Annotated in this window: 18 protein-coding genes; 6 read left to right on the top strand and 12 right to left on the bottom strand. The window is 64.1% G+C overall.

The window, feature by feature from the left end; all coding sequences use genetic code 11:
• Window positions 1-10: 10 nt before the first annotated feature.
• Window positions 11-985, bottom strand: a complete 975-nt coding sequence (locus AC097L_RS04005; protein WP_479584875.1) for a sodium-dependent bicarbonate transport family permease — start codon at window positions 983-985, stop codon at window positions 11-13.
• A gap of 83 nt (window positions 986-1,068) precedes the next feature.
• On the opposite strand from AC097L_RS04005, the gene AC097L_RS04010 reads away from it, so the two are divergent.
• Together AC097L_RS04010 and solA are read left to right on the top strand one after the other, a co-directional pair.
• Complete coding sequence (locus tag AC097L_RS04010) at window positions 1,069-1,989, top strand: LysR family transcriptional regulator (protein WP_479584876.1); 921 nt, start codon at window positions 1,069-1,071, stop codon at window positions 1,987-1,989.
• Between the two features lie 30 nt (window positions 1,990-2,019).
• Window positions 2,020-3,192, top strand: a complete 1,173-nt coding sequence (gene solA, locus AC097L_RS04015) for an N-methyl-L-tryptophan oxidase (protein ID WP_479584877.1) — start codon at window positions 2,020-2,022, stop codon at window positions 3,190-3,192.
• Window positions 3,193-3,233: 41 nt separating this feature from the next.
• Here the strand turns inward: solA and AC097L_RS04020 are convergent, their stop codons facing one another.
• Entirely contained in the window at window positions 3,234-3,638 is a 405-nt protein-coding gene (locus AC097L_RS04020; protein ID WP_479584878.1) for a RidA family protein, read from the bottom strand.
• Between the two features lie 140 nt (window positions 3,639-3,778).
• Between AC097L_RS04020 and AC097L_RS04025 the strand changes: the two genes are divergently transcribed.
• Together AC097L_RS04025 and argG are read left to right on the top strand one after the other, a co-directional pair.
• Entirely contained in the window at window positions 3,779-4,705 is a 927-nt protein-coding gene (locus AC097L_RS04025; RefSeq protein WP_479584879.1) for a LysR family transcriptional regulator, read from the top strand.
• Window positions 4,706-5,506: 801 nt separating this feature from the next.
• On the top strand, window positions 5,507-6,844 hold the full coding sequence (argG, locus tag AC097L_RS04030) for an argininosuccinate synthase (protein WP_479584880.1): 1,338 nt from the start codon (window positions 5,507-5,509) through the stop codon (window positions 6,842-6,844).
• 118 nt (window positions 6,845-6,962) lie between these two features.
• Here the strand turns inward: argG and AC097L_RS04035 are convergent, their stop codons facing one another.
• From AC097L_RS04035 to AC097L_RS04055, 5 genes are read right to left on the bottom strand one after another with little or no spacing between them, the layout of a single operon-like run.
• Entirely contained in the window at window positions 6,963-8,417 is a 1,455-nt protein-coding gene (locus tag AC097L_RS04035) for an efflux transporter outer membrane subunit (RefSeq protein ID WP_479584881.1), read from the bottom strand.
• Between the two features lie 2 nt (window positions 8,418-8,419).
• Window positions 8,420-9,319 carry an HlyD family secretion protein gene (locus tag AC097L_RS04040; RefSeq protein ID WP_479584882.1) on the bottom strand — a complete coding sequence of 300 codons (900 nt, stop codon included), beginning with the start codon at window positions 9,317-9,319 and terminating at the stop codon, window positions 8,420-8,422.
• Window positions 9,320-9,326: 7 nt separating this feature from the next.
• Window positions 9,327-9,536, bottom strand: a complete 210-nt coding sequence (locus tag AC097L_RS04045) for a DUF1656 domain-containing protein (protein WP_479584883.1) — start codon at window positions 9,534-9,536, stop codon at window positions 9,327-9,329.
• Entirely contained in the window at window positions 9,533-11,602 is a 2,070-nt protein-coding gene (locus tag AC097L_RS04050; RefSeq protein ID WP_479584884.1) for an FUSC family protein, read from the bottom strand. The genes AC097L_RS04045 and AC097L_RS04050 overlap by 4 nt, the downstream gene beginning before the upstream one ends.
• Window positions 11,599-12,093 carry a MarR family winged helix-turn-helix transcriptional regulator gene (locus AC097L_RS04055; RefSeq protein WP_479584885.1) on the bottom strand — a complete coding sequence of 165 codons (495 nt, stop codon included), beginning with the start codon at window positions 12,091-12,093 and terminating at the stop codon, window positions 11,599-11,601. Before AC097L_RS04055 ends, AC097L_RS04050 begins: the two co-directional genes overlap by 4 nt.
• 73 nt (window positions 12,094-12,166) lie before the next feature.
• On the opposite strand from AC097L_RS04055, the gene AC097L_RS04060 reads away from it, so the two are divergent.
• Window positions 12,167-13,357 (top strand): benzoate/H(+) symporter BenE family transporter, encoded by a 1,191-nt coding sequence (locus tag AC097L_RS04060; protein ID WP_479584886.1) that lies wholly within the window; start codon window positions 12,167-12,169, stop codon window positions 13,355-13,357.
• Here AC097L_RS04060 and AC097L_RS04065 read toward each other — a convergent pair.
• Window positions 13,346-14,506: an ATP-binding protein gene (locus AC097L_RS04065; RefSeq protein ID WP_479584887.1), complete on the bottom strand. Its 1,161-nt coding sequence runs from the start codon at window positions 14,504-14,506 to the stop codon at window positions 13,346-13,348. The genes AC097L_RS04060 and AC097L_RS04065 overlap by 12 nt on opposite strands.
• A gap of 319 nt (window positions 14,507-14,825) precedes the next feature.
• Here AC097L_RS04065 and gshB point away from each other — a divergent pair, with 319 nt between their 5' ends.
• Complete coding sequence (gene gshB, locus AC097L_RS04070) at window positions 14,826-15,812, top strand: glutathione synthase (RefSeq protein WP_479584888.1); 987 nt, start codon at window positions 14,826-14,828, stop codon at window positions 15,810-15,812.
• Window positions 15,813-15,873: 61 nt separating this feature from the next.
• Here the strand turns inward: gshB and AC097L_RS04075 are convergent, their stop codons facing one another.
• The 4 genes from AC097L_RS04075 to AC097L_RS04090 form a co-directional block, all read right to left on the bottom strand.
• Window positions 15,874-17,217 (bottom strand): ABC transporter ATP-binding protein, encoded by a 1,344-nt coding sequence (locus tag AC097L_RS04075; protein WP_479584889.1) that lies wholly within the window; start codon window positions 17,215-17,217, stop codon window positions 15,874-15,876.
• A gap of 159 nt (window positions 17,218-17,376) precedes the next feature.
• Window positions 17,377-19,116, bottom strand: coding sequence for an ABC transporter permease (locus AC097L_RS04080; protein WP_479584890.1), 1,740 nt, complete (start codon window positions 19,114-19,116; stop codon window positions 17,377-17,379).
• A gap of 243 nt (window positions 19,117-19,359) precedes the next feature.
• The gene (locus tag AC097L_RS04085; protein ID WP_479584891.1) at window positions 19,360-20,124 is read right to left on the bottom strand and encodes a class II glutamine amidotransferase; all 765 of its coding nucleotides are present in this window, start codon (window positions 20,122-20,124) and stop codon (window positions 19,360-19,362) included.
• A 187-nt stretch (window positions 20,125-20,311) separates the two neighbouring features.
• Window positions 20,312-21,820 (bottom strand): cyclic nucleotide-binding domain-containing protein, encoded by a 1,509-nt coding sequence (locus tag AC097L_RS04090; RefSeq protein WP_479584892.1) that lies wholly within the window; start codon window positions 21,818-21,820, stop codon window positions 20,312-20,314.
• Window positions 21,821-21,837 lie beyond the last annotated feature (17 nt).

Raw genomic sequence — 21,837 nt, forward strand, 5'->3', positions numbered from 1 at the left:
GTGGAGGTATTCAATGCAGCACCGCCTGCGCCAGGGCGGTGTAGCTGGGTATCCCGAAAAGCAGGTTCAGTGGGAAAGTCACGCCCAGGCTCAGGCCGAAGTACAGCGAGGGATTGGCCTCTGGAAGTGCGTACCGCAGCACCGCAGGCACGGCAATGTACGAGGCGCTTGCCGCCAGAACCATTAGCAAGGCGCCGTCGCCCGCAGGCAGGTTGAATACAAACGCCAGACCCAGGGCAAGGCCCGCATGCACTATCGGGCCGAGCACGGCATAGGCGATCAGCACGGGTGACTTACCCCGAATCTGGGGCAGATTGCGCGCCGCCATCAGGCCCATGTCCAGCAAGAAAAAGGACAGCATCCCCTTGAACAGGTCCCCCGTGAACGGTTGCATGGCCGCCTTTCCGCCGTCGCCCGTGATCAAACCCACGGCCATCGCCCCCAGCAGCAGCAATTGGGCACCATCCGTGAAGGATTCGTGCAGGATCTTGCCGATGGACACACCCGGCTTGGTCTGTTCGGCCAATGTCGGGGTGGCCTTTTGGCGCAGTCGGTTGGCAAACACGATGGCCATGATGATGGCCGGCGACTCCATCAAAGCCATGCCTGCGGCCATGTGCCCGCCGTAAGGCACATGCTGGTTTTCCAAATACTGGACGGTGGTCACAAAGGTCACCGCGCTCACAGACCCGTAGGTGGCAGCGACGGCTGCGGCATCAAAGCCTGAAACAAATCGCCGCAGGAACCCGTAGCCCAGCAACGGAATACATACCGCAAGCGCAATCGCCGCCGCCAGGCTGACGGCTACGTTGGCCGTCAGCCCGGAATGCGACAGCGCAAACCCGCCCTTGAGGCCCAAGGCCATCAAAAGATACAAGGACAGAAACCGTGAGATGGCGGGCGGGATTTCGAGGTTGGACTTGACCGCTCCGGCCAATACACCAAAGACAAAGAAAAGAATTGCGGGGTCGAGCAGGTTTTGCATAGGGTTCTCCAGACTTACATCCTAAAAATAAACATCTACTTTGTAAAATCGATTTATATGCGTTTAAGAATAGATAAAAGTCTATGAATATCACTTTTCGTCAACTGAGGTTGTTCCTGGCTTTGGCCGATACCGGCAGCGTGAGCGCGGCTGCCAAGGCCATGCATGTGACCCAGCCCACGGCCTCCATGCAGCTGAAAGATGTGGCCCAGTCGGTAGGTCTGCCGCTGTATGAAATCGTGGGGAAAAAGATTTACCTCACGGATGTGGGCAAAGAGCTGGCCAGCACTGCGCGCTCGGTTGCACACACTTGGGACGCCTTTGAGCAGGGCGTGGATGCCGTCAAGGGCTTGTCGCGAGGCAAGTTGCGGGTGGCGGTGGTGAGTACGGCAAAGTACTTCATGCCGCGCCTGATGGGCAGTTTTTGCAACCTGCATCCGGGTATCGATGTGGCATTGCAGATTCTCAACCGCGATGGCGTGGTGCACCGCTTGCGTGAGAACCTGGACGACCTTTACATCATGTCCATGCCACCGACGGACATGGACCTGGATGACGAGGTGTTCATGCCCAATCCCATTGTGGTGATTGCGCCGACTTCCGATCCCCTGGCCACACGTAAACGCGTACCCTTGCACGAACTCGCCCAGCGCCGCTTCATCCTTAGAGAAAAAGGGTCTGGCACCCGGATGGGCAGTGACCAGTATTTTCGCCAGCAGAAGTTCAGACCCGATGTCCGGCTGGAACTGGGCAGCAATGAAGCCGTGAAGGAGTCGGTCGCTGGGGGGCTGGGTGTGGGGGTGGTATCTCGCCATGCCCTGCATGGGCTGCAGAAAGAGCACGGGGTCAGTGTGATCGATGTGGAGGGCTTTCCTTTGCCATCCGCTTGGCACATCGTCCACCCGACGGGCAAGAAGTTCTCGCCACTGGCCCTGGCGTTCAAGCAGCATTTGCTCGAAGAGGTGGTTCGCCGCAAATGGAATAGGCCTACCCTGGCGCAATAAAACTTTCCTTCAAAACGCTAGGATCGCCCCATGCAAGATTCGATCTACGATGTCGCCGTGGTTGGCGTGGGCGCGATGGGATCCGCCGCGCTGTACCAACTGGCCAAGCGCGGTCTCAAGGTGGTCGGTATGGACCGCTTTGCACCGCCCCACAACCTGGGGTCTAGCCATGGCGACACGCGCATCACGCGCCAAGCCGTTGGTGAGGGGCCGGCCTACGCGCCCTTGGTGATGCGCTCGCAAGCGCTCTGGCGGGAGATCGAGACCACCACCGGGACACGGCTGTTCGAAGAATGCGGCGTGCTGGTGATGGCCTCCAGTGACACCACCACCAGCCACCATGGCATGTCGAACTTCACGGGGCGGACCATCGAGGTCGCACGGGCCTACGGCATTGAACATAAAGTCCTGAACGCTCTGCAGATCCGGGCGCGTTTTCCGCAATTCGGCCCCTTGCCCGACTGCACCGTCGGCTATTTCGAACCCGGTGGAGGCTATGTCAAGCCCGAGCTCTGCATTCAAACGCAAATCGCACTGGCGATGCGCCATGGCGCTGCATTGCACACCGGCGTGGCGGTCACCGACTTGCACAGCAACGCAGGCGAAGTGACCATCGGCACGGCTGGCGGCACCATCCGCGCGCGCAAGGTGATCGTTTCCGCTGGCATGTGGAGCGGTCCATTGCTCGGGGCGCCCTTTGACCGGCTGTTAAAGGTGTACCGGCAGAAGCTCTATTGGTTCAAGTTGCGGCAGCCATCGATTTTTCCGCAACCATCGCCCAGTTTTATTCTGTTCCACGGCCCGACTGAGCAGGACACCTGCTACGGATTCCCACCGCTGCCGGGCGAAAACAGCATGAAGATCGCGACCGAGCAGTACGAAGTAGGGGGCGGTCCAGACGGGCTGGAGCGTGAAGTCAGTGTCCAGGAATCCGATGCCATGTTCCGAGACCACGTGCTGGGCCGCATCGAGGGCGTTAGCTCGGAGGTGCTCAAGACGGCTGTTTGCGCTTACACGGTCACGCCAGACTCGGGCTTCATCATCGACCAGCACCCACGGCTGGCAAACGTCACTGTGGTCAGCGCCTGCTCGGGACACGGCTTCAAGCATTCCGCCGCCATTGGCGAGGCACTGGCGCAGCAGCACGCGGGTGAACCGTGTGGGTTTGACTTCAGACCGTTTGCACTAGCCCGCTTCGCATGATGTAAGCCCGGCAACCGGTGCCGACTGCTCCCCGCGCCAGATCAGCCAGCACTGGCCTCTGGCAGCTTGGCAATCACCTTGATCTCAAAGTCGAAGCCATACAGCCAGGTCACGCCGACGCCGGTCAGCGTCGGGTGCGGCGCGTTGCCCCAGTAGTCGGGAATCACCTTCCAGATCGTCTCGAACTTGGAGGCCGGGTCGACGATGAAGACGGTGACATCCACCACGTCGTCGAACGTGCAGCCCGCGGCTTGCAAAATGGCGTTCAGGTTGTCGAAGGCGAGGCGGACCTGCGCTTCCAGCCCGGGCTCGGGCGACCCGTCTTCCCGGCTGCCCACCTGGCCCGACACGAACAAAAAGCCGTTGGAGCGCACCGCAAGCGAGTAGCGGTTGCGTGCATACAGCGCCTGGCGGCCCGGTGGGAAAACGACGTCGCGTTGGGTCATACATATCCTTTGTGGTGGGGCGCAGCCGCCCCGTGGTGAACGATGCAGCCACTGTAGGACCCTGTGCCCGGCCGATAAACCGGCAAGTCCACGCATCACTGTTTGTAAAATCCAAACAATCATCACTGCCTGGGGCCGCAATGGACCGTTTCGATGCAATGCAGGCCTTTGCCCGGGTCGTGGAAACCGGCAGCTTCACCAAGGCGGCCGAGACCCTGCACATGGGCAAGACCAGCGTGACGCAACTGGTGCAGCAGCTGGAGGCGCGGCTGCGCGTGCGCCTGCTGAACCGCACCACACGCAAGGTCAACCTCACTGCCGATGGCGCGGCCTATTACGAGCGGGTGCTGCGCATCCTGGCCGACGTGGACGATGCCGAGACCAGCCTGTCCAGCGCCGCAGCCTTGCCGCGCGGTCGGCTGCGGGTGGATGTCCCCAGCCCCCTGGCCCGCATGGTGCTGGTGCCGGCCTTGCCGGCTTTCCACGCCCAGTACCCCGACATCCAGATCGACATGGGTGTCAGCGACCGCATGGTAGACATCATCGACGAGCGCGTGGACTGCGTGGTGCGCGGCGGCGCGCTTACCGACCAGTCGCTGGTGGCCCGCCACGTGGGTGATCTGCAGCTGGGCGTGTACGCCGCCCCCAGCTACCTGGCGCAGGCTGGTACACCCGTGCACCCGCGGGAGCTGGAGAACACGCAGCACCGCGTCGTCGGCTTCCTGTGGACGCGCAGCGGCAAGACCTTTCCGTACGCGATGCACCGCGACGGCGAAAGCCTCACGGTGCAAGGCCGCTACGTGTTCTCGGTGGACGATGGCAATGCCTACCTCGCAGCGGGGCTGGCCGGTGTGGGCGTGCTGTGGCTGCCGGATTACATGGCCAAACCGCACCGGGCCAGCGGCGAATTGCTCCCGCTGTTCGAGGACTGGTGGCTGGACCCCATGCCGCTGTACCTGGCGTTTGCGCCGAACCGGCATGTCAGTAGCAAACTGCGGGTGTTCATCGATTGGGTGATTGCGCTGATGGCGCAGCATGCTCCGATTGCCCGGCGACCGGCTGTTTGAGCGTGGTGATAGGCTCTGGTTTTTAGATTAAATCGGCCTTTACCGAAATATCTATCAGCACAAGCAGCTATCAATAATGTAGTGATTTGCGTGCACTGGATGGCTGTCAAGGGACGCCCCTGCCGATGACGGCGTAGACGTTTTCGGAGCTGGAGCAGGTGTTGGCGGGGCATTGGGGGGCGGGGCGGCTTTGGGCCCAAAGCAGACCTTTGAAACGTGCGGGCCTTGCCCTATCGTGCAGCCATTCGGACTATGCCGATATCGAATGCCAAGTAGAAGAGAGCCAGCAAGATAAAGCCTGCTTTGCCCATTACCGCACGCGAATGTCTTACGGCGCTGAGGGCCATATAAATTCCGGTGGTGAAACTTGCGCCAAGCACTGCCAATCGACTCCAGGATAGTTGCGTCGTGTAGTTGTGTTGGTAGCCAGCAAGTACAAATGCGCTGATCAATCCGATAACTGCGATAGAGGCAATAGCGCAGCACTTACTTTGATAACTTGTCATCATTGTGTTGTTCGTTTCTACACTTGCGGTGTCTGCTTCTGGCCGATAACGGCCATTTTTCTAGTCTGCCTTCCACTGTAAATCAAAGCCCCCAGCATGCATGGCACGTAGCACGCGAGTGATGCAGCGCAGTTTTTGAATCAAATTGGTCTTTACCGCAATATCTACCTGCGCAGGCAGCTACAAAAAACATAGTAGCCCACGCCCACCGTGGGTAAGCCGCGATGCCTCCCTACCAGAGCCATTCCCCCGCGTCATTTAACATCGAAGGTTTCGCACTGACCCAGAGAACACCATGGTTGCCAATATCCTGCAAAAACTTCCCGCTGGCGAACGCGTCGGCATCGCCTTCTCTGGCGGGCTGGACACCAGCGCCGCCGTGCACTGGATGCGCGCCAAGGGGGCGATTCCCTGCGCCTACACCGCCAACCTGGGCCAGCCCGACGAGTCCGATTACGACGAAATCCCGCGCAAGGCGCTGGCCTACGGCGCCGAAATGGCCCGTCTGGTGGATTGCCGCCCGCAGCTGGTAGCCGAAGGTATTGCCGCCATCCAGTCCGGGGCTTTCCACATCAGCACCGGTGGCGCCACCTACTTCAACACCACGCCGCTGGGTCGGGCGGTGACAGGCACTGCGCTGGTGGTGGCCATGCGCGACGACGGCGTCAACATCTGGGGCGACGGCAGTACCTACAAGGGCAACGACATCGAGCGCTTCTACCGCTACGGCCTGCTGTGCAACCCCGAGCTGCGCATCTACAAGCCTTGGCTGGACCAGCTGTTCATCGACGAACTCGGCGGCCGCAAGGAAATGAGCGAGTACCTGGTGGCCAACGGCTTCGACTACAAGATGAGCGTCGAGAAGGCCTATTCCACCGACTCCAACATCCTGGGCGCGACCCACGAAGCCAAGGACCTGGAGTTTTTGAACGCGGGCATGCACATCGTCAAGCCCATCATGGGCGTGCCGTTCTGGCGCGACGACTGCGTGGTCAAGGCCGAGAGCGTGACCGTGCGCTTCGAAGAAGGCCAGCCAGTGGCGCTGAACGGCCAGACCTTCCCCGATGCCGTGGCCCTGATGTACGCCGCGAACGAAATCGGCGGCCGCCACGGCCTGGGCATGTGCGACCAGATCGAGAACCGCATCATCGAAGCCAAGAGCCGCGGCATCTACGAAGCCCCTGGCATGGCGCTGCTGCACATCGCCTACGAGCGCCTAGTGACCGGTATCCACAACGAAGACACCATCGAACAGTACCGCGCCAATGGCCGCAAACTGGGCCGCCTGCTGTACCAGGGCCGCTGGTTCGACTCGCAAAGCCTGATGCTGCGCGAAACCGCCCAGCGCTGGATCGCCCGCGCCATCACCGGCGAAGTGACGCTGGAGCTGCGCCGCGGCAACGACTATTCGCTGATGAATACCGAGAGCCCCAACCTGACCTATCACCCCGAGCGTTTGACGATGGAAAGCGGAGCCGGTGGCTTCACCCCCGCCGACCGCATCGGCCAACTGACCATGCGCAACATGGACATCGCCGACACGCGCCAGAAGCTGGCGGTGTACACCCAGGCCGGGCTGCTGGGCACCTCGGGCTCCAGCACCACCTTGATCGCCAACCCCGGCGCAGTCTGAAGGCGCGGGCCGTCCACGGCAGTACCCCGTTGGATGGTCTAAGTTGGTGTGCTAAGTTTGCTATATAAAATATAGCTGATTGTGTATATGGAATATGCACAAGCGGCTATTTTTATGCCTATTTTTCGGCGGTGGTGTGCGTTTCCGGCTCCCAGCCACCCCCTAAAGCCAAAAACACCCCCACCTGGTCGTCCGCCAGTTGCGCCGCGGACGCGGCCAGGGCGGCTTCGCTGCTGGCCAGGGCACGCTCGGCATCCAGTGAATCCAGGTAGCCGGTTTTGCCATTGCGGTAGAGCTGGCGGGCCTGTTGGGCCACGGCTGCGTTCTCCACGCGGGCGGCTTGCAGGGCGGTGTGGCGGTCGAGTTCGCGGGCGTAGGTGTCCAGCGCGGTTTCGGTCTCGCGCAGGGCGGTGAGCACGGTGCCGTCGAACTGCGCCAGCGCGCCCCGGGTGCTGGCTTCGGCCTGTGCGATGCGGGCGTGTACCGCGCCGTTGATCGGGATGCTCCAGCTGATCAGCGGACCGATACCCCAGCTCAGCGTGTCGCGGTGGCCCCGGTCGGCCCACTCGCCCGCCGATGCGGCGCTCAGGCCCAGGCTGATCTTGGGGTACAGGTCGGCGGTGGCTACGCCGATGCGGGCGGTGGCTTCGGCCAGGCGGCGCTCGGCCTGGCGGATGTCGGGGCGGCGGCGCAACAGCGCGGCACCGTCGCCCACCGGCAGCACACCGGCCACCTGGGGCGGCGTGGTGCAACTAGCCACTTCGCGCGGGAAATCCTGCGGCAGCGCGCCGGTCAGCGTGGCCAGCCGGTACAACGCGCCCTGGCGCTCGGCCTGCAGGGGCGGCAGGGTGGCGTTGAGCTGCTGCAACTGGCCGCGGGCGCGGGCCGCGTCGATCAGGCCCGCCCGCCCCGCCTGCTGCAAGCGCTCAGATACATCCACCGCCTCGCGTTGCAGGTCTTGTGACTTTTGCGCGGCGGCAATGCGCAGGCCGCTGGAGCAGACCTGGGCATAGGCCCGTGCGGTGCTGGCGGCTACGTTGACGCGCACCAGGTCTACCGCGGCCTGGGCGGCCTGGCTGCTGGCATCGGCGGCTTCGATGGCCCTGTGGATCTGGCCGAACAGGTCCAGCTGGTACGACAGCCCGGCACCGGCGCTGTACAGCACGCTGTTGGGCGGCGTGTAGCCTTCTTGCAGCAGCGAGATGCCGGATACATGGCCGTACTGCGGCCCACCTTCGATAGCCAGGGTGGGCTTTTGCGCCCCCGATACTTCGGTTTGCAGGGCCTGCACCCGTTCCAGATTGGCCACGGCCTGGCGCAGGTCGGTGTTGTGCGCCAGCGCCTGCTCGACCAGTGCGTCCAGCCGTGCATCGTGGTACAGCCGCCACCAGTGGTCGGGCAGCGGCTGGGCCGAGAACGGTGCGTGGCCGTCTACCTGGGCAAACGGTTGGCCTGCGGTGGGTTGGCTGGCCAGGGCCTCGGGTGGCTGCTGGTAGTTGGGGCCGACGGGGGCGGTGTTGCAGGCGGCCAGCGCGCTTACCAGGGGCAGCAGATAAAAAAGGGACGTGCGCATGTTCAACCCTTCAGTGCGGCGGCTTCCCGTACCTGCACCGTCACGGTTTGGCCGGCCACCAGGCGGGCGCTGGCGGGCAGGGTATCGAGCTTGACGCGCACCGGGATGCGTTGCGGCAGCCGCACCCAGTTGAAGGTGGGGTTCACATTGGGCAGCAGGCTGGCGCTGGCGCTGGGGCTGCGGTCGTGGTCGGCAATGCCTACGGCCAGGCTTTCCACCACGCCGGGCAGCACCGTACCGTCGCCCATGGGGGTCACGTCCACCCGGTCGCCGATGTGGATGCGGGCCAGCTTGGTTTCTTCGAAGTAGCCCTCGACGTAGAAAGAGCTGGCATCCACCAGCGCCAGCACCGCGTGGCCCGTCGCGGCGTAGTTGCCGGTGTGCAGGTCCAGGTTGGTGATCCAGCCGTCGCTGGGGGCGCGCACCTGGGCGCGGTCGAGGTTGAGTTTGGCAGTGTCCAGCGCCACCTCGCCCTGGGCTACCAGGGCCCGGGCCTGGTCGGCGCGCACCCCGGCCTGTTCACGCAGTTCTTGCGACACCAGTGCACCCAGCCCGGCATCGCGGGCGCTCTCGCGCTGCGCCTGGGCCAAAGCAATGCGCTGGGCCCCCAAAGCCGCCTGGGCCTGGCGCAGGGCCAGGGCGTAGCGGGCGCGGTCTACCTCAAACAACAACTCAACCGCTTTGACCTGCTGGTTGTCGTGCACCGCCACGGTGGTGACCAGGCCGGACACGTCGGCGCTGATTTGCACCACGTTAGCCCGCACCCGGCCGTCGCGCGTCCAGGGGGCGAGTTCGTAGTGGTCCCACAGGCGCAGGGCGGCCCACACGGCGGCAGCCACCACCAACAGGGTGACGAGGATGCGGGCGATGCGCATCGTCCAGGTGTTTGAAGAAGTGGTCATGGGGCGGTCAATGCAAAGAAGGGGTATGGAGGAGGCTGAGCCCGTAGAGCAGCAGCACGTACAGCGCCAGGTCGAATAAGGCCGGGTGCCAGACCCAGCGGTATGCGCCGGTAGCAGCCAGCAGGCGGCGCACAGCCCACAGGGTGATGAGTGCGCCAAAGGCCAGCACCATCAACCAGGGCAGGTACAGGCCGTAGACAGAGATTTGGCCAATCATGTAGTAGCTCCAGCGAGGGGTGTGGCGATGGGGCCGAGGTCGGTGGCCTCGGGGAAGATGTTGCGGCGCAGGCCGACCAGGGCGGTCACGGCGCTGTGCCAGGCCGGGCTGGCATTGGGTGTTGCCAGCACCGTCTGCAGGCTGTGGTCAATGTCGGCCAGCAGGCTGGGGGACCACACGGCGCTGCGCCCGGCCCCGCGTTGGTTGAAGAACTGGGCGACGCTGGACAGCAGACCGCCCATGGCCTGCGGTGGCAGCGCGGCGCGGCCCTGTTGCAAACCCACAATGTCTACGCCCACCCGCAGGTCGCGCAACGCGTCATTCGCCACCAGGCTGGGGTCGGCGGTGCTGGCCATGGCGATCCGCGGGGCCAGCAGGCCGATGCGGTCGAGCATGCGCACGGTGTAGGCGGGGGAGGTGGTGGGCGTGCCGCGCGATCCGGCCATCTCGCCAAGCTCGCGCCAGATGGCGTGCTGGATGCGCCGGGCGCTCCATTCGGCTCCGACCGAGCGCACCAGCCGTGTCATGCGGGCCGCCACCACGATGCCCACCACCTGGCCCAGCAGCCCATTGAAAAAGCTGGCCAGGTCGTCATTGGCCGTGTCGTGCAGGGCCAGGGTACCCGCCACGCCAAACAGCAGCGCCAGCGCTCCTGGCGTGGTGGCCGGCTGGGCCATGAAGCACCCAGCCAGCAAAAACACCGGCGCACACACCAGTACCAGCATGCCGAAGTCGTGCACCAGCGGCATCAGCAACAGCACGTAGATGCACGAGATCGGCACCGACCACAGGGTGAATTTCAGGAAGCCATGGATGGCGGGCACCGGATCGTCCATGGACGCAAAAAAGCTGCAGAACACCGCCGCCATCATGGCCGCCGCCGAGCCGCTGGACCAGCCGGTGGCAATCCAGAATGCGCTGCACACGCAGATCGCCAGGAAGGCCGCCAGGGACGACAGCAGCGCCATGCCGTAGTCGCGGTGCAGCACCTGGTTGCTGGAGGCCGTGTGCCGTGGTATGGCCGCGCCGGTCATGCCTGCGTCGATATCGCGGCGCAGGGCGGCGCAGGCGCGCCAGCCTTCCACCAGCTCTTGCAGTCCGGTGGCCAGGCCGACGCGCAGTCCCTGCTCCCACGGCGTGCTGGCATCGGTAGGGTGGCCCACGGCGCGGATGGCTTCCTGCAACGCGGGCAGGTCGGCGGTTTGCTGGACGGTGGGGGCTTGCAGCCACTGGCCGATGCGGTCCAGCAGAGCGGTCACGTCGGGGGCCAACGTGCTCTGGGCCTGCTCCAGTGCGGCTAGCCGGTCCTCTACCGACGACAGGGTGGGGGTCAGCGCGGCCACGCGGTCTTGCATGGCGCGGATGGCCCCGGCGGTCCAGCGCAGGTGGGTGGTGTCAAACGGCACGTGGGTGGACAGCAGGCGCAGCTGCGTGATGTCGGCGGCCAGCTTGCGGCGGTCGGTTTGCAGGGCGTGCGGGTCGTCTGTGCCTTGGCGTGGGCCGGGCTGCAGCAGCTTGGATAGCCACTGGTTGGCATCGCTCAGCGTGCGGTCCAGCAGGCCCAGCACGGTGGGGGCCAACCCCACGGGCAGCACGATGCTGTGGACCAGGGTGGCGCACAAAATTGCCAGGCCGATTTCTTCCACCCGTGCCACGGCGGTGTCAAAAATCAACACCGGGGCCTGCACCGACGGAAAGCCGATCAGCGCTGCCGTGTACCCGGCCAGCAGAAAAATATAGGCGCGCGGCGTGCGGTCCAGCAGCGAGACAAACAGGCACAGCCCGACCCACAGCGCCAGCGCCAGGGTCAGCAACTCGGGTGCGTTGGACAGCGAGGGCACCAACAGCACCGCGGCGGTGCTGCCCACCAGCGTGCCCAAAAACCGGAACAGCGCCTTGGAGCGCACGGCCCCCGCCAGCGGGTTGGCCACTACGTAAGCCGTCAGCAGTGACCAGAACGGGCGCGGCAGCCCGGCCCGGTTGGCCAGGTACATGGCCAGCATGCCCGCGGCAAAGCTCTTGGCCGAGAACAGCAGGTCGGCCCGGCTGAAGTGCGGGAGTTTCATGGTGCCGACGGAGCTGAACGCAGCTCCACACTGGGTTTGCGGCCCAGGCGCTGCTCCAGCGTGGCGAACACGCGCAGGCAGGCGGCTACATCGGCATCGCTCACGCCCTCGTACAGCGTGGTGCGCAGGTCGGTGAGGGCCGCCTCGATGTGGGCGCGGGCCTCGGCACCCGGGGGGGTGAGGTGCAGGGTTTTGGCACGGCGGTCCAGTGGGTCTTCCATGCAGGCGATCAGTCCGAGCTTTTCCAGCTGGGCGATGGAACGCACCAGCGACGGCCCTTCGATCCCCAGCAGATTGGCCAGCACACCGGGGCGCAGCCCATCGCCGTGGCGGCCAATCATCACCAGCGGCAGGGCCAGCGCCTGCGACAGACCGGCGTGGGCCACGGTGCTGTCCACCGCCGCACGGTAGCCGCGCTGCAGGCTGGCCAGAGAGACCGACAAGGCCATCAGCGAGGCGGCCCGTTCGGCCGGAGTGGGGTGGGAGGGCATATGTACATTTAAATTAGTTAGCTTGCTAACTATTTTAGGGGAGAACGCATTTTCTGTCATGGACAATGGACGCATGACGTTTTTTAAAGACATAAACCTTTCCGCCACCACCGCCGGTTTCGTGGCGGTACTGGTCGGCTTCACCAGCTCGGTGGCCATCGTTTTCCAGGCCGCGCAGGCCCTGCACGCCACGCCGGAGCAGCTCACCTCGTGGATGTGGGCGCTGGGCCTGGGCATGGGGCTGTGCACGCTGCTGCCCTCGCTGTGGCTGCGCCAGCCGGTGATGATTGCCTGGTCCACGCCCGGCGCGGCAGTGGTGGCCACGGCGGCACTGGCGGGTGGCTTTGGCATGTCCGAGGCGATTGGTGCCTTCATGGCCAGCGGCGCGCTGATTGCGCTGTGCGGCATCACCGGCCTGTTCGAGCGGGTGATGGGCCGTATTCCGGTGGCAATTGCCGCTGCCCTGCTGGCCGGGGTGCTGGCGCGTTTCGGGCTGAATGGCTTTGCCGCCGCCCAGTCGGCCTTGCCGCTGGTGCTGCTGATGCTGGCTACCTATTTGCTGGCCCGGCGCTGGTTGCCGCGTTTTGCAGTGGTGCTGACTCTGCTGGTTGCTATTACCTTTGTAGCTGCCCGCGGAGATTTTTTAAGCGCTGGCATCGTATTTTCCTTCGCAAAACCGGTGCTGGTGGTGCCCACTTTTACCTGGAGCGCGATGGTCAGCATGGCGCTGCCGCTGTTCGTGGTGACCATGGCCTCGCAAAACCTGCCCGGCGTGGCGGCCATCCGGGCGGCAGGCTATGCCATGCCGATCTCCAAACTCATCACTATCACCGGCCTGGCCACGCTGGTGCTGGCCCCGTTCGGCGCGTTTGCATTGTGCCTAAGCTCCATCACCGCCGCCATCTGCATGGGCCCCGAGGCGCACACCGACAAGGCCAAGCGCTACACCGCAGCGGCGGCCTGCGGCATCTTTTACGTGCTGATCGGTATCTTTGGCGCGGCCATCACCGGCGTGCTGACCGCCTTTCCGCGCGAGCTGATCGCCGCCATCGCCGGGCTGGCGCTGCTGGGCACCATCGGCGGTGCGCTGTCTACCGCCTTGCACGAACCACAGCACCGCGAGGCCGCTACCATCACTTTCCTGGTCACGCTCAGCGGCGTGGTGATAGCCGGTGTGGGCTCGGCGTTTTGGGGTGTGGTGGCCGGGGCGCTGGCGCTGGGGGTGCAGCGGTTGGGGCGCAACTCACAGGCCTCACAGGTCTGAGGGCAGCATCGCCCACAGTGGCACGGCCTCGATGCGGTCGGCCATTTTGAAGCGGTGCAGGCCGGGGTAGACCACGTAGAGTGCATCCAGTTGCAGGTCGGCCATGGCGATGCGCATGCTGGGGGTGACGCGCGGAGCGTCTGCGCGTTTGAACTCCACGCCGATGCGCTGGCCGCCTTTGAACATCAGCAGGTCGAGTTCGGCACCCTGGTGGGTGGCCCAGAAGTAGGCCTGGTCGGGCTGGGCGATGCGCAGCACCTGCTCCAGCGCAAAGCCCTCCCAGCTGGCGCCGGATTGCGGGTGGCTGCGCAGCTGCTCCAGCGTCTGGATGCCCATCAGCGCGTGCAGCAAGCCGGTGTTGCGGAAGTAAATTTTGGGGGCTTTCACCTGGCGCTTGCCCAGGTTTTCGTGCCAGGGCTGGAGCTGGCGGACCATCAGGGTTTGGGTCAGGGTGTCGAGGTAGCGGCGGATGGTGGGCTCGGACACGCCCATGGACTGCGCGGGCGGGGCCGCCGACCAGATTTGGCCGTGGTAATGCGCCAGCATGGTCCAGAAGCGCAGCATGGCGGGCGCGGCGATATTGATGCCGAACTGCGGCATATCCACCCGCACATGGTCGGCCACGGCATGGGCCCGCCAGGCAAAGCTGTCTTCGTCGGTGGCGGCTAGGTAGGCGCGCGGAAAGCCACCGCGCAGCCACAGGCGCTGGGCTATGGCATCGTTGAAACCCGCTTCGGCCGCGCTGCACTCCTGCAGGTTAAAGCCGCCCACGTCGATGGTTTCCACCCGCCCCAGCAGGGATTCGCCGGCCTGGCGCAGCAGCGCGGGGGAGGCGCTGCCGAGCAGCAGGAACTGCCCCGGCGTGTTGGTGCGGTCCATCAGCACCCGCAGTAGCGGGAACAGGCCGGGGTGGAGCTGCACTTCGTCAATCACCACCAGCCCTTGCAGCGGCTCCAGGGTCCAGGCGGCCTGCTCCAGCCGCTGGGCGTGGGGCGGGTATTCCAGGTCGAAGTAATTGGGTGACTGGCGGCTGAGGAACTGCTGCGCCAGCGTGCTTTTGCCCGACTGGCGCGGCCCGCTCAGCACCACGCCGCGAGAGCGCCCCAGCGCTTTGCGGACGGCCTGCTCCAGGGATGTGCGGGGGATCATGGGGAAATACTAGCATTTATCCATGAAATTGAAAATATTGATGTTCCTTTTTCATGGATAAATTCTGAATAAAACCCTTGGCTGTGAGCTTGCAGGAGCCATAGGTTAAGCTTTCTCGCCATTGACTTGCCCACTGCGTGTCGCGTCAAGCGTGAACTGTCAGTTTGCACTTGCTCTCGACGCGCGTTGCGTCGCTGTGCCCCTTGCCCAGGCTTTAGCCTGCGCTGCGGACCACGCCTAGCACTTCACGCCGATAGCCTTGCGAAAACACGACACATCAGAAAACACGACACATCACACTTAACGCGACACTAGCCCCATGAACATCCTCTTCGTTGCCGACCCCCTTGAGTCTTTCAAAATCCACAAGGACACCACCTTTGTGATGATGCGCGAGGCGCAGCGGCGCGGGCACACCATTTCAGCCTGCGAGCCGCAGGATTTGCAGTGGCAGACCGGCGGAGTGGTGACGGCGCAGGTGCGGGATATTCATCTCACCGGTAAATCCGGTGAGTCCCATGCCACCTGTGACAAGGCCGCCTGGTTCAGCGTGGCACAGCCGCTGTTTGCGGGCAGCCCGCGCGCTTTGAGAGACTTTGGCGCGATCATCATGCGCAAAGACCCGCCGTTCGATTCGGAATTTTTCTACGCCACCCACCTACTGGAGCAGGCCGAGCGCGAGGGCGCCAAGGTGTTCAACAAGCCGCGGGCACTGCGCGACCACCCGGAAAAACTGGCCATCATGGAGTTCCCGCAGTTCAGCGGCCCCACACTGGTGACACGCAGCGCCGAGGCCATCCGCGCCTTCCACGCCACGCACCGCGACATCATCTTGAAGCCGCTGGACGGCATGGGCGGCATGGGCATCTTCCGGGTGAAAGACGACGGCCTGAACCTGGGCGGCATCATCGAGACGCTGAACAAAGACGGTGCCCAAAGTGTGATGGTGCAAAAGTTTCTGCCCGAAATCGCCCTGGGCGACAAGCGCGTGCTGGTGATCGGCGGCAAGCCCGTGCCGTTTTGCCTGGCGCGGATTCCGCAAGGTGGCGAGGTGCGTGGCAACCTGGCGGTGGGCGGCAAGGGCGTGGCCCAGCCGCTGTCAGCGCGCGACCGCGAGATCGGTGAAACCCTGGGTCCCATTCTGGCGGCGCGCGGCCTGCTGCTGGTGGGCGTGGACGTGATCGGCGATTGCGTGACCGAGATCAACGTGACCAGCCCCACCTGCTTCCAGGAAATCTTTGACCAGACCGGCTGCGACGTGTCGGCGCTGTTTATCGACGCGCTGGAAGCTGCGCTGAAAATTTAAAGAAAATAGACCTCTAGCCTAGGTAGTACCTGCGCTAGTAGCTATCTATTTTGTAGTGAGGCTACGCCGTCTCGTCGGCGGTTTCGCTTTTCGGCACAAACACCATCCGCGTTTTGGCGTTGCAGTCCATCAGCCCGGCATAGCGGCCCCAGGCAATCATGGTCTGGAAGATGCGCTCGGGGTTGTCGTAGGGCAGGGCGCTGCCGATGTCCTTGATGACGCGGTCGGCTTCTACTTCCTCGTACTCGTGCAGCAGCGCGATGATGATGTGGAACAGCCGCAGCTTGAACACCTGCTCGGCAAAAATGGCGCGGCGGGTGGTGGGGTCGGCGGCCACAAAGCGGCGGCCCAGTTCGGTGAACACCACTTTGTCTTTGGGCGTGTCGATCAGCTCCAGGATTTCTGCGGCCTTCACCAGCGCAATCGTCTCGCCAAACTCCTTGCCGATCTCGTCCGAGATGTCGTAGATGTTGGACAGCTCAGGCGAGTCGTTCAAGATGCTCAACAGGCCCAGAATCTGCCCCACTGGCACCAGCGGAATCGACTCCATGCGGGTGCGGGCGCGCGAGATGGGCTGGCCCGCAACGTGCACCTCGGCGGGCGTATCCGGCAAGGTGGTGGTGGTGATGCATTCGTGGATCAGGCTGACCAGCCGCTGGAATTCCGGGCTTTTGGTGTCGCGCGGATACGGCAAGGGGTTCTCCAGCACCAGGCCCAGGCGGCCGGGGCGCGGGAACAGCACCACGATGCGGGTCGCCATCTCTACCGCTTCCTCGATGTTGTGCGTCACCATGAAGATCGAGCTCAGCCCCGTGCCCGGCGTGCGCCACAGGTTGATCAGCTCCTGGCGCAGGTTCTCGGCGGTCAACACGTCCAGGGCGCTGAAGGCTTCGTCCAGGCACAGCAGCCGGGGCTGGGACACCAGGGCCCGGGCAATGCCGACGCGCTGGCGCATGCCGCCCGACAGTTCGCGCGGATAGGCCCCGTGGTAGTTGCCCAGGCCAATCAGCTCGATGGCGCGGTCTACGGCGATGTCGCGGTCGGCGCGGCTGATGGGGCGTGCCATCAGACCTACGGCTACGTTTTGCTCCACCGTCAGCCAGGGGTACAGCGCGAAGGTCTGGAACACCACCGAGGCTTCGTCGTTGATGCCGCGCAGGGTTTCACCCTTGTGCAAGACCCGGCCCGAGGTGGGCTCGATCAGCCCGGTCAGGCAGCGCAGAATAGTGGACTTGCCCGAGCCCGACTGGCCCAGCAAGGCCAGCAGCTCGCCCTCGTGCACGGCCACGTCGATCTGGTCCAGCACCTTGAGTTCGTGCCCGCCGCTGGTGGTAAACAGCTTGGTGACGGCGCGCAGCTCGGCAATCGGTGCTTGGGCGCTGGTGGAAGAAGTGGCGTTATTCATATGAGTTTTTCCATTGCGCGCTGCGTAACCCGCGACGCATTAAACGTGAGCGGCCCATTCCAGGAACACCGCGGAACTGGCTTTGCCAGGCCGCTGGTGTTGCCCCCTGCAAGGGGGTGGGCGAAAGAAGCGAAGCGCTGTAGCCTGGGGGTGTGCATATCAATCCAGCCGGAAGCGGCGTTCTGCAAAACCATACAAACGCCGCCAGACCAGCTTGTTCATGGCGACGACGAAAAGTGACATCACGCCAATGCTGGCGATGATGAGGGCGGTATCACCGCTTTTGGTGACTTCGGCAATATAGGCACCCAGGCCATCGGCCTTGAGGGTGGTGTCACCCCAGGTTGCCAGCTCGGCCACGATGCTGGCATTCCAGGCGCCCCCGGCAGCGGTGCAGGCCCCGGTCACCCAGAACGGAAAGATGGCGGGCAGGATCAGCGTGCGCCACAGCTTCCACTGGCGCAGGCCGTAGATCTTGGCGACTTCTTTCATCTCGTTCGGAATCGCCATGGCCCCGGCGATCACGTTGAACAGGATGTACCACTGCGTGCCCATGGCGATCAGCAGGATGCTGCCCCAGTTCATCGGCGTGCGGGTGGCCACAAAGAAGCCAACCATGATGGGGAAGGTCATGTTGACCGGGAACGAGGCCCCGATCTGCGCCAGCGGCTGGGCGTAGCGCGCCACCTTGGGGTGGAAGCCGATCCACACGCCAATCGGTGTCCAGACCAGCGTGGCCAGCACTGTCATGGCCAGCACCCGCAGCAGGGTCAGAAAACCCAGCCAGAGGATGTGCCCAAACAGGCTCCAGTTGAGCGCACCGTGCAAGGCGGCAACGGCTGCAAACACCCCCACGATGGCCTGGTAGCCCAGCCAGGCCGCCAGTGCCCAGCCCGCTACGCGCAGCGGCCAGCCCACCGCCTCGGGCCGCGTCCGTTTGGCGGCTGGCAGGCTGCGTCGCAGGAACCGGCCCAGCCCATCTTCCAGCGGCTGCCATACGTGCAGCGACAGCCAGGTAAAAACATAGCTGCCGCGCAGCAGGTTGTAGACCCACGAGGTGGGCATCAGGCCGGATTCGGTGAGTTCGATCTTGAACTTGTCGGCCCACACCAGCAGGGGCCGCCAGACCAGCTGGTCGCTGGCCAAAATCAGCACCAGCATGGCCACCACGGCCCACAAGGCGGCCTGGTTGTCGCCTTTTTCAATGGCTGTGGCCATGTAGGAGCCCAGGCCGGGCAGCTTGATGTCTTTGTTCATCACGCTGATGGCCTCGCTTTGCGCCACAAAGAACCAGCCGCCGCCAAACGACATCATCGAGTTCCAGATCAGGCTGTGTGCCGAGGCGGGCAGTTCCACCGTGCGAAAGCGCTGCCAGCGGCTCAGACCGTAGGTGGACGCGGCCTCTTGCATGTCGGCTGGGATGGTGACCATGGAATGGTAAAAACCAAATGCCATGTTCCACACCTGGCCGGTGAAGATGGCGAAGATGGCCGCGCATTCCACGCCCAGCAGGCTGCCCGGAAACAGGGCCATGAACCCTGCCACCGTGGCCGATAGAAAACCCAGCACCGGCACCGACTGCAGCACATCCAGCGCGGGCAAGATCACCGCGCGCGCCGTGCGGTTCTTGGCGGCCAGGTAGCCCAGTGAAATCGCAAAAAACAGCGAGAAGCAAAACGCAATCCACATGCGCAGCAGGGTGCGCCCGGCGTAGTAGGGAATCTGGCTGGTAGAGAACTCTGGCTCGGGCACGTGGCTGGGGTCGAACGCGACCAGCATGCCGTGGCCGAAGTGCATCACGCTCCACAGCAGCCCAAACAGGGTCAGTAGCACCAGGCCATCCACCCAGGTAAAGCCGGTCCGGTTATTGTTTACAAGCTGGGGGGAGGTGCTTTTCATGGTCGGTGCGGGCAGCAAAAAGAGTTCAGAAACCGACCGGCAGGGGCCAGAGGAAACAAGGTGGAAAACGCAGCGTATTCTGGTATCTAAATGTGTATTTCGTGTTAATCGCGCTGTTTGTTGCGTGCATGCCACGCGCACCGCGTCCGAGCCCGGGGCGGAGGGATACATTTTTTAAATGAAATAGGCTGTTGCGCTTATGAAACCTGCGCAAGCAGCTATTTAAACTGTAGCGGTTCGGGTTCAGCCGACCCGTGCGCCGCCCACAAAGACTGCGAGCTCGCCGGGGGCAAACGCGGTCCAGGCCTCGTTGGTGGTCAGTGGCGTGGTGGCGACCATGGCCACGCGGTCTTGCGCGCTGGCGTGTTCGGCAAAGTTGATGCTCAGGTCGTCGTCTTTGAGCGTGGCCTGGGCAAACGGGTGCTGGCGCTCGATGTAGTGCAGGCTGGTGGAGGCATGCGCCCACAGCGCCTCGCCGTTGCTGAGCAAGAAGTTGAAGGTGCCGTGGCGGGCGATGCGTTCGGCCAGCTCGCGCAGGGTCAGCGTCAGTTCGGCCACGCTGGGTACCCCGGCGTGGGATTTGGCCAGCTCTTGCATGACCCAGCAAAACGCCCGTTCGCTGTCGGTGCTGCCCACCGGCCGAAAGCTGCTGTGCAGGCGCGGGTGGAAGTCTTTCAGGTCGCCGTTGTGGGCAAACACCCAGTAGCGGCCCCACAGCTCGCGCACAAACGGGTGGCAGTTTTCTAGCGCTACCACGCCCTGGGTGGCTTTGCGGATGTGGGCAATGACGTTGCGGCTTTTGATGGGGTAGTTGCGGATCAGCGCGGCCACCGGTGACTCGCAGGCGGGCTGGTGGTCGACAAAATGGCGCAGGCCTAGGCCTTCAAAGAATGCAATCCCCCAGCCGTCGCTGTGGTGGTCGGTGCGGCCACCGCGCTCGGCAAAGCCGCTAAAGCTGAACACCACGTCGGTGGGGGTGTTGCAGTTCATTCCTAATAGTTGGCACATAAAGGTACTGTACCCGGACTGGGTTGGAGATTGGCTGGGCAGCCGCGGCGCAGAACGTCTGCCCATCAGAAACACCGCAGAACTGGCTTCGCCAGGCTGCAGGTGTTGCCCCCTGCGTGTCGCATCGGTTTTTCAAACCTACGCGAGGGGGGGCGAAAAGCGCTTGCGCTGTAGCCTGGGGGTGTTCCTACTTCACTGCAAAAAATGTCAGCATCCGCGCCAACAGGTCTTTGCTGCGCACAGGGGCGCTGGGGGCGGCCGACTGTTGCAGCCGGGCGGTGAATTCGGCGCGGCGCTGGGCCAGCAGGGTGGCGATGTCTTCGGCCAGTGCGGGGCGGGCGGCCAGCACCAGGCCAAAGCCTTCCTTGTCCAGCCGGTAGCACTCCACATCGGTCACGGCCTGCACGGTGGCGCTGCGTGGCTCGCCAGTCAGCAGGCCCATTTCGCCAAAGAATTCACCGCCGTGCAGTTGGGCCACGGTGGTCCGGCCCGCGCTGCTGTCCACCACCACCTCGGCCTCACCGTGCAAGATCAGGTACAGCCAATGCGCCACCGCGCCCTGGCGGGTGATGGCGCTGCCCGCCACAAATGGCGCGTATACCAGGTGCGCGGCCAGGGTTTGCTGTTCGGCATCGGGCAGGTTGGCAAACAGGGCAATGCTGCGGATGGCGCGGATGCGGCGGGCCTGTTCTCGTTGGGCGTGGAGGTTGCGCGACTGCTCGTCTTTGCTGGCCACCAGCCGTTCGGCCTGCGGCAGGCCCATGCGGATGCCTTCGCGGGCCAGGGCGGTGAGGGCGTGGACCCGTACGGCCGAGTCGGTGGGGTCGTCAAACTGTGGGTCGGTGAGCCAGTAGCGCAGGGTGTAGTGGTTGTAGCCCGCACACACCTCCATCAGCACCGCGCTGGGCGGGGGCTGCGGGGCCACGTGGGCGATGCTGGCATCGGATACCGCCAGTTCCAGCGTGCGCAGCACTGTGCCGGGCAGGGCGCTGTGGTCGATATTGAAGTGCAGCATGCGCCGCCAGAGCAGGGGTTCGCCGGGCTGTTTGCGCAGCACCTTGAAGCGGTTTTTCATCAACCAGCTATTGGGCACCACCACCGTCTCGCGGTTGCGGGTGACGATCTCGGTATAGCGCCAACGCACATCCACCACCCGCCCGCTCAGCTCGTCGATCTGCACCCATTCGCCCACCCGCAGCGAGTTGTCCAGCTGCAGCGCCACGCCACCCATCACATTGCCCAGCGTGTCCTGCATGGCGAAGGCCACCACCGCCGTCATGATGGCCGAGGTGGCAAACAGCTGGGTCGGGTCCACGCCCGCCAGCCGCAGCCATACCAGTCCCCAGGCCAGCGACAGGGCGGTCAGGGTCAGGTCATGGGCGATTTGCGGCAGAGATATCCGCAGGGCGGGCAGCAGCACCTTAAATACCAGCAGCGAGCCAATCTGGATGCAGGCCCAGACAGTGAGCACATGGGCGCTGTCGCGAAACATGCCCATCAGCAGCGCGTGGTCCTGGTTGGCGGCCAGCAATGCCACCAGTTGGGCGCACCAGGCCAGGCTGAGCAGAGCCCAGGTAGACCGCAGTGCGCGTTGGTGGTCGGGGCGCAGCAGGCGTAGCGCCCCGGCCAGCGCGGTGGTCAGCAGCGCCAGTAGCAGCAATTCGGGGCGGAGCAGACCGGTGGTCCAGGAAGTCATGTGCGTTTGCTGGGTTG

Source organism: Rhodoferax sp. RT5P35 (assembly GCF_056521385.1).

Excerpts from the sequence above, each read along its gene's own strand:
- AC097L_RS04050 (WP_479584884.1), bottom strand. The coding sequence starts at position 11,602 with ATGAAACTCCCGCACTTCAGCCGGGCCGACCTGCTGTTCTCGGCCAAG.
- AC097L_RS04035 (WP_479584881.1), bottom strand. The coding sequence starts at position 8,417 with ATGCGCACGTCCCTTTTTTATCTGCTGCCCCTGGTAAGCGCGCTGGCC.
- AC097L_RS04090 (WP_479584892.1), bottom strand. The coding sequence starts at position 21,820 with ATGACTTCCTGGACCACCGGTCTGCTCCGCCCCGAATTGCTGCTACTG.
- AC097L_RS04005 (WP_479584875.1), bottom strand. The coding sequence starts at position 985 with ATGCAAAACCTGCTCGACCCCGCAATTCTTTTCTTTGTCTTTGGTGTA.
- AC097L_RS04080 (WP_479584890.1), bottom strand. The coding sequence starts at position 19,116 with ATGAAAAGCACCTCCCCCCAGCTTGTAAACAATAACCGGACCGGCTTT.
- gshB (WP_479584888.1), top strand. The coding sequence starts at position 14,826 with ATGAACATCCTCTTCGTTGCCGACCCCCTTGAGTCTTTCAAAATCCAC.
- AC097L_RS04040 (WP_479584882.1), bottom strand. The coding sequence starts at position 9,319 with ATGACCACTTCTTCAAACACCTGGACGATGCGCATCGCCCGCATCCTC.
- AC097L_RS04020 (WP_479584878.1), bottom strand. The coding sequence starts at position 3,638 with ATGACCCAACGCGACGTCGTTTTCCCACCGGGCCGCCAGGCGCTGTAT.
- AC097L_RS04060 (WP_479584886.1), top strand. The coding sequence starts at position 12,167 with ATGACGTTTTTTAAAGACATAAACCTTTCCGCCACCACCGCCGGTTTC.
- AC097L_RS04075 (WP_479584889.1), bottom strand. The coding sequence starts at position 17,217 with ATGAATAACGCCACTTCTTCCACCAGCGCCCAAGCACCGATTGCCGAG.
- AC097L_RS04010 (WP_479584876.1), top strand. The coding sequence starts at position 1,069 with ATGAATATCACTTTTCGTCAACTGAGGTTGTTCCTGGCTTTGGCCGAT.
- AC097L_RS04065 (WP_479584887.1), bottom strand. The coding sequence starts at position 14,506 with ATGATCCCCCGCACATCCCTGGAGCAGGCCGTCCGCAAAGCGCTGGGG.
- argG (WP_479584880.1), top strand. The coding sequence starts at position 5,507 with ATGGTTGCCAATATCCTGCAAAAACTTCCCGCTGGCGAACGCGTCGGC.
- solA (WP_479584877.1), top strand. The coding sequence starts at position 2,020 with ATGCAAGATTCGATCTACGATGTCGCCGTGGTTGGCGTGGGCGCGATG.
- AC097L_RS04055 (WP_479584885.1), bottom strand. The coding sequence starts at position 12,093 with ATGCCCTCCCACCCCACTCCGGCCGAACGGGCCGCCTCGCTGATGGCC.
- AC097L_RS04025 (WP_479584879.1), top strand. The coding sequence starts at position 3,779 with ATGGACCGTTTCGATGCAATGCAGGCCTTTGCCCGGGTCGTGGAAACC.
- AC097L_RS04085 (WP_479584891.1), bottom strand. The coding sequence starts at position 20,124 with ATGTGCCAACTATTAGGAATGAACTGCAACACCCCCACCGACGTGGTG.
- AC097L_RS04045 (WP_479584883.1), bottom strand. The coding sequence starts at position 9,536 with ATGATTGGCCAAATCTCTGTCTACGGCCTGTACCTGCCCTGGTTGATG.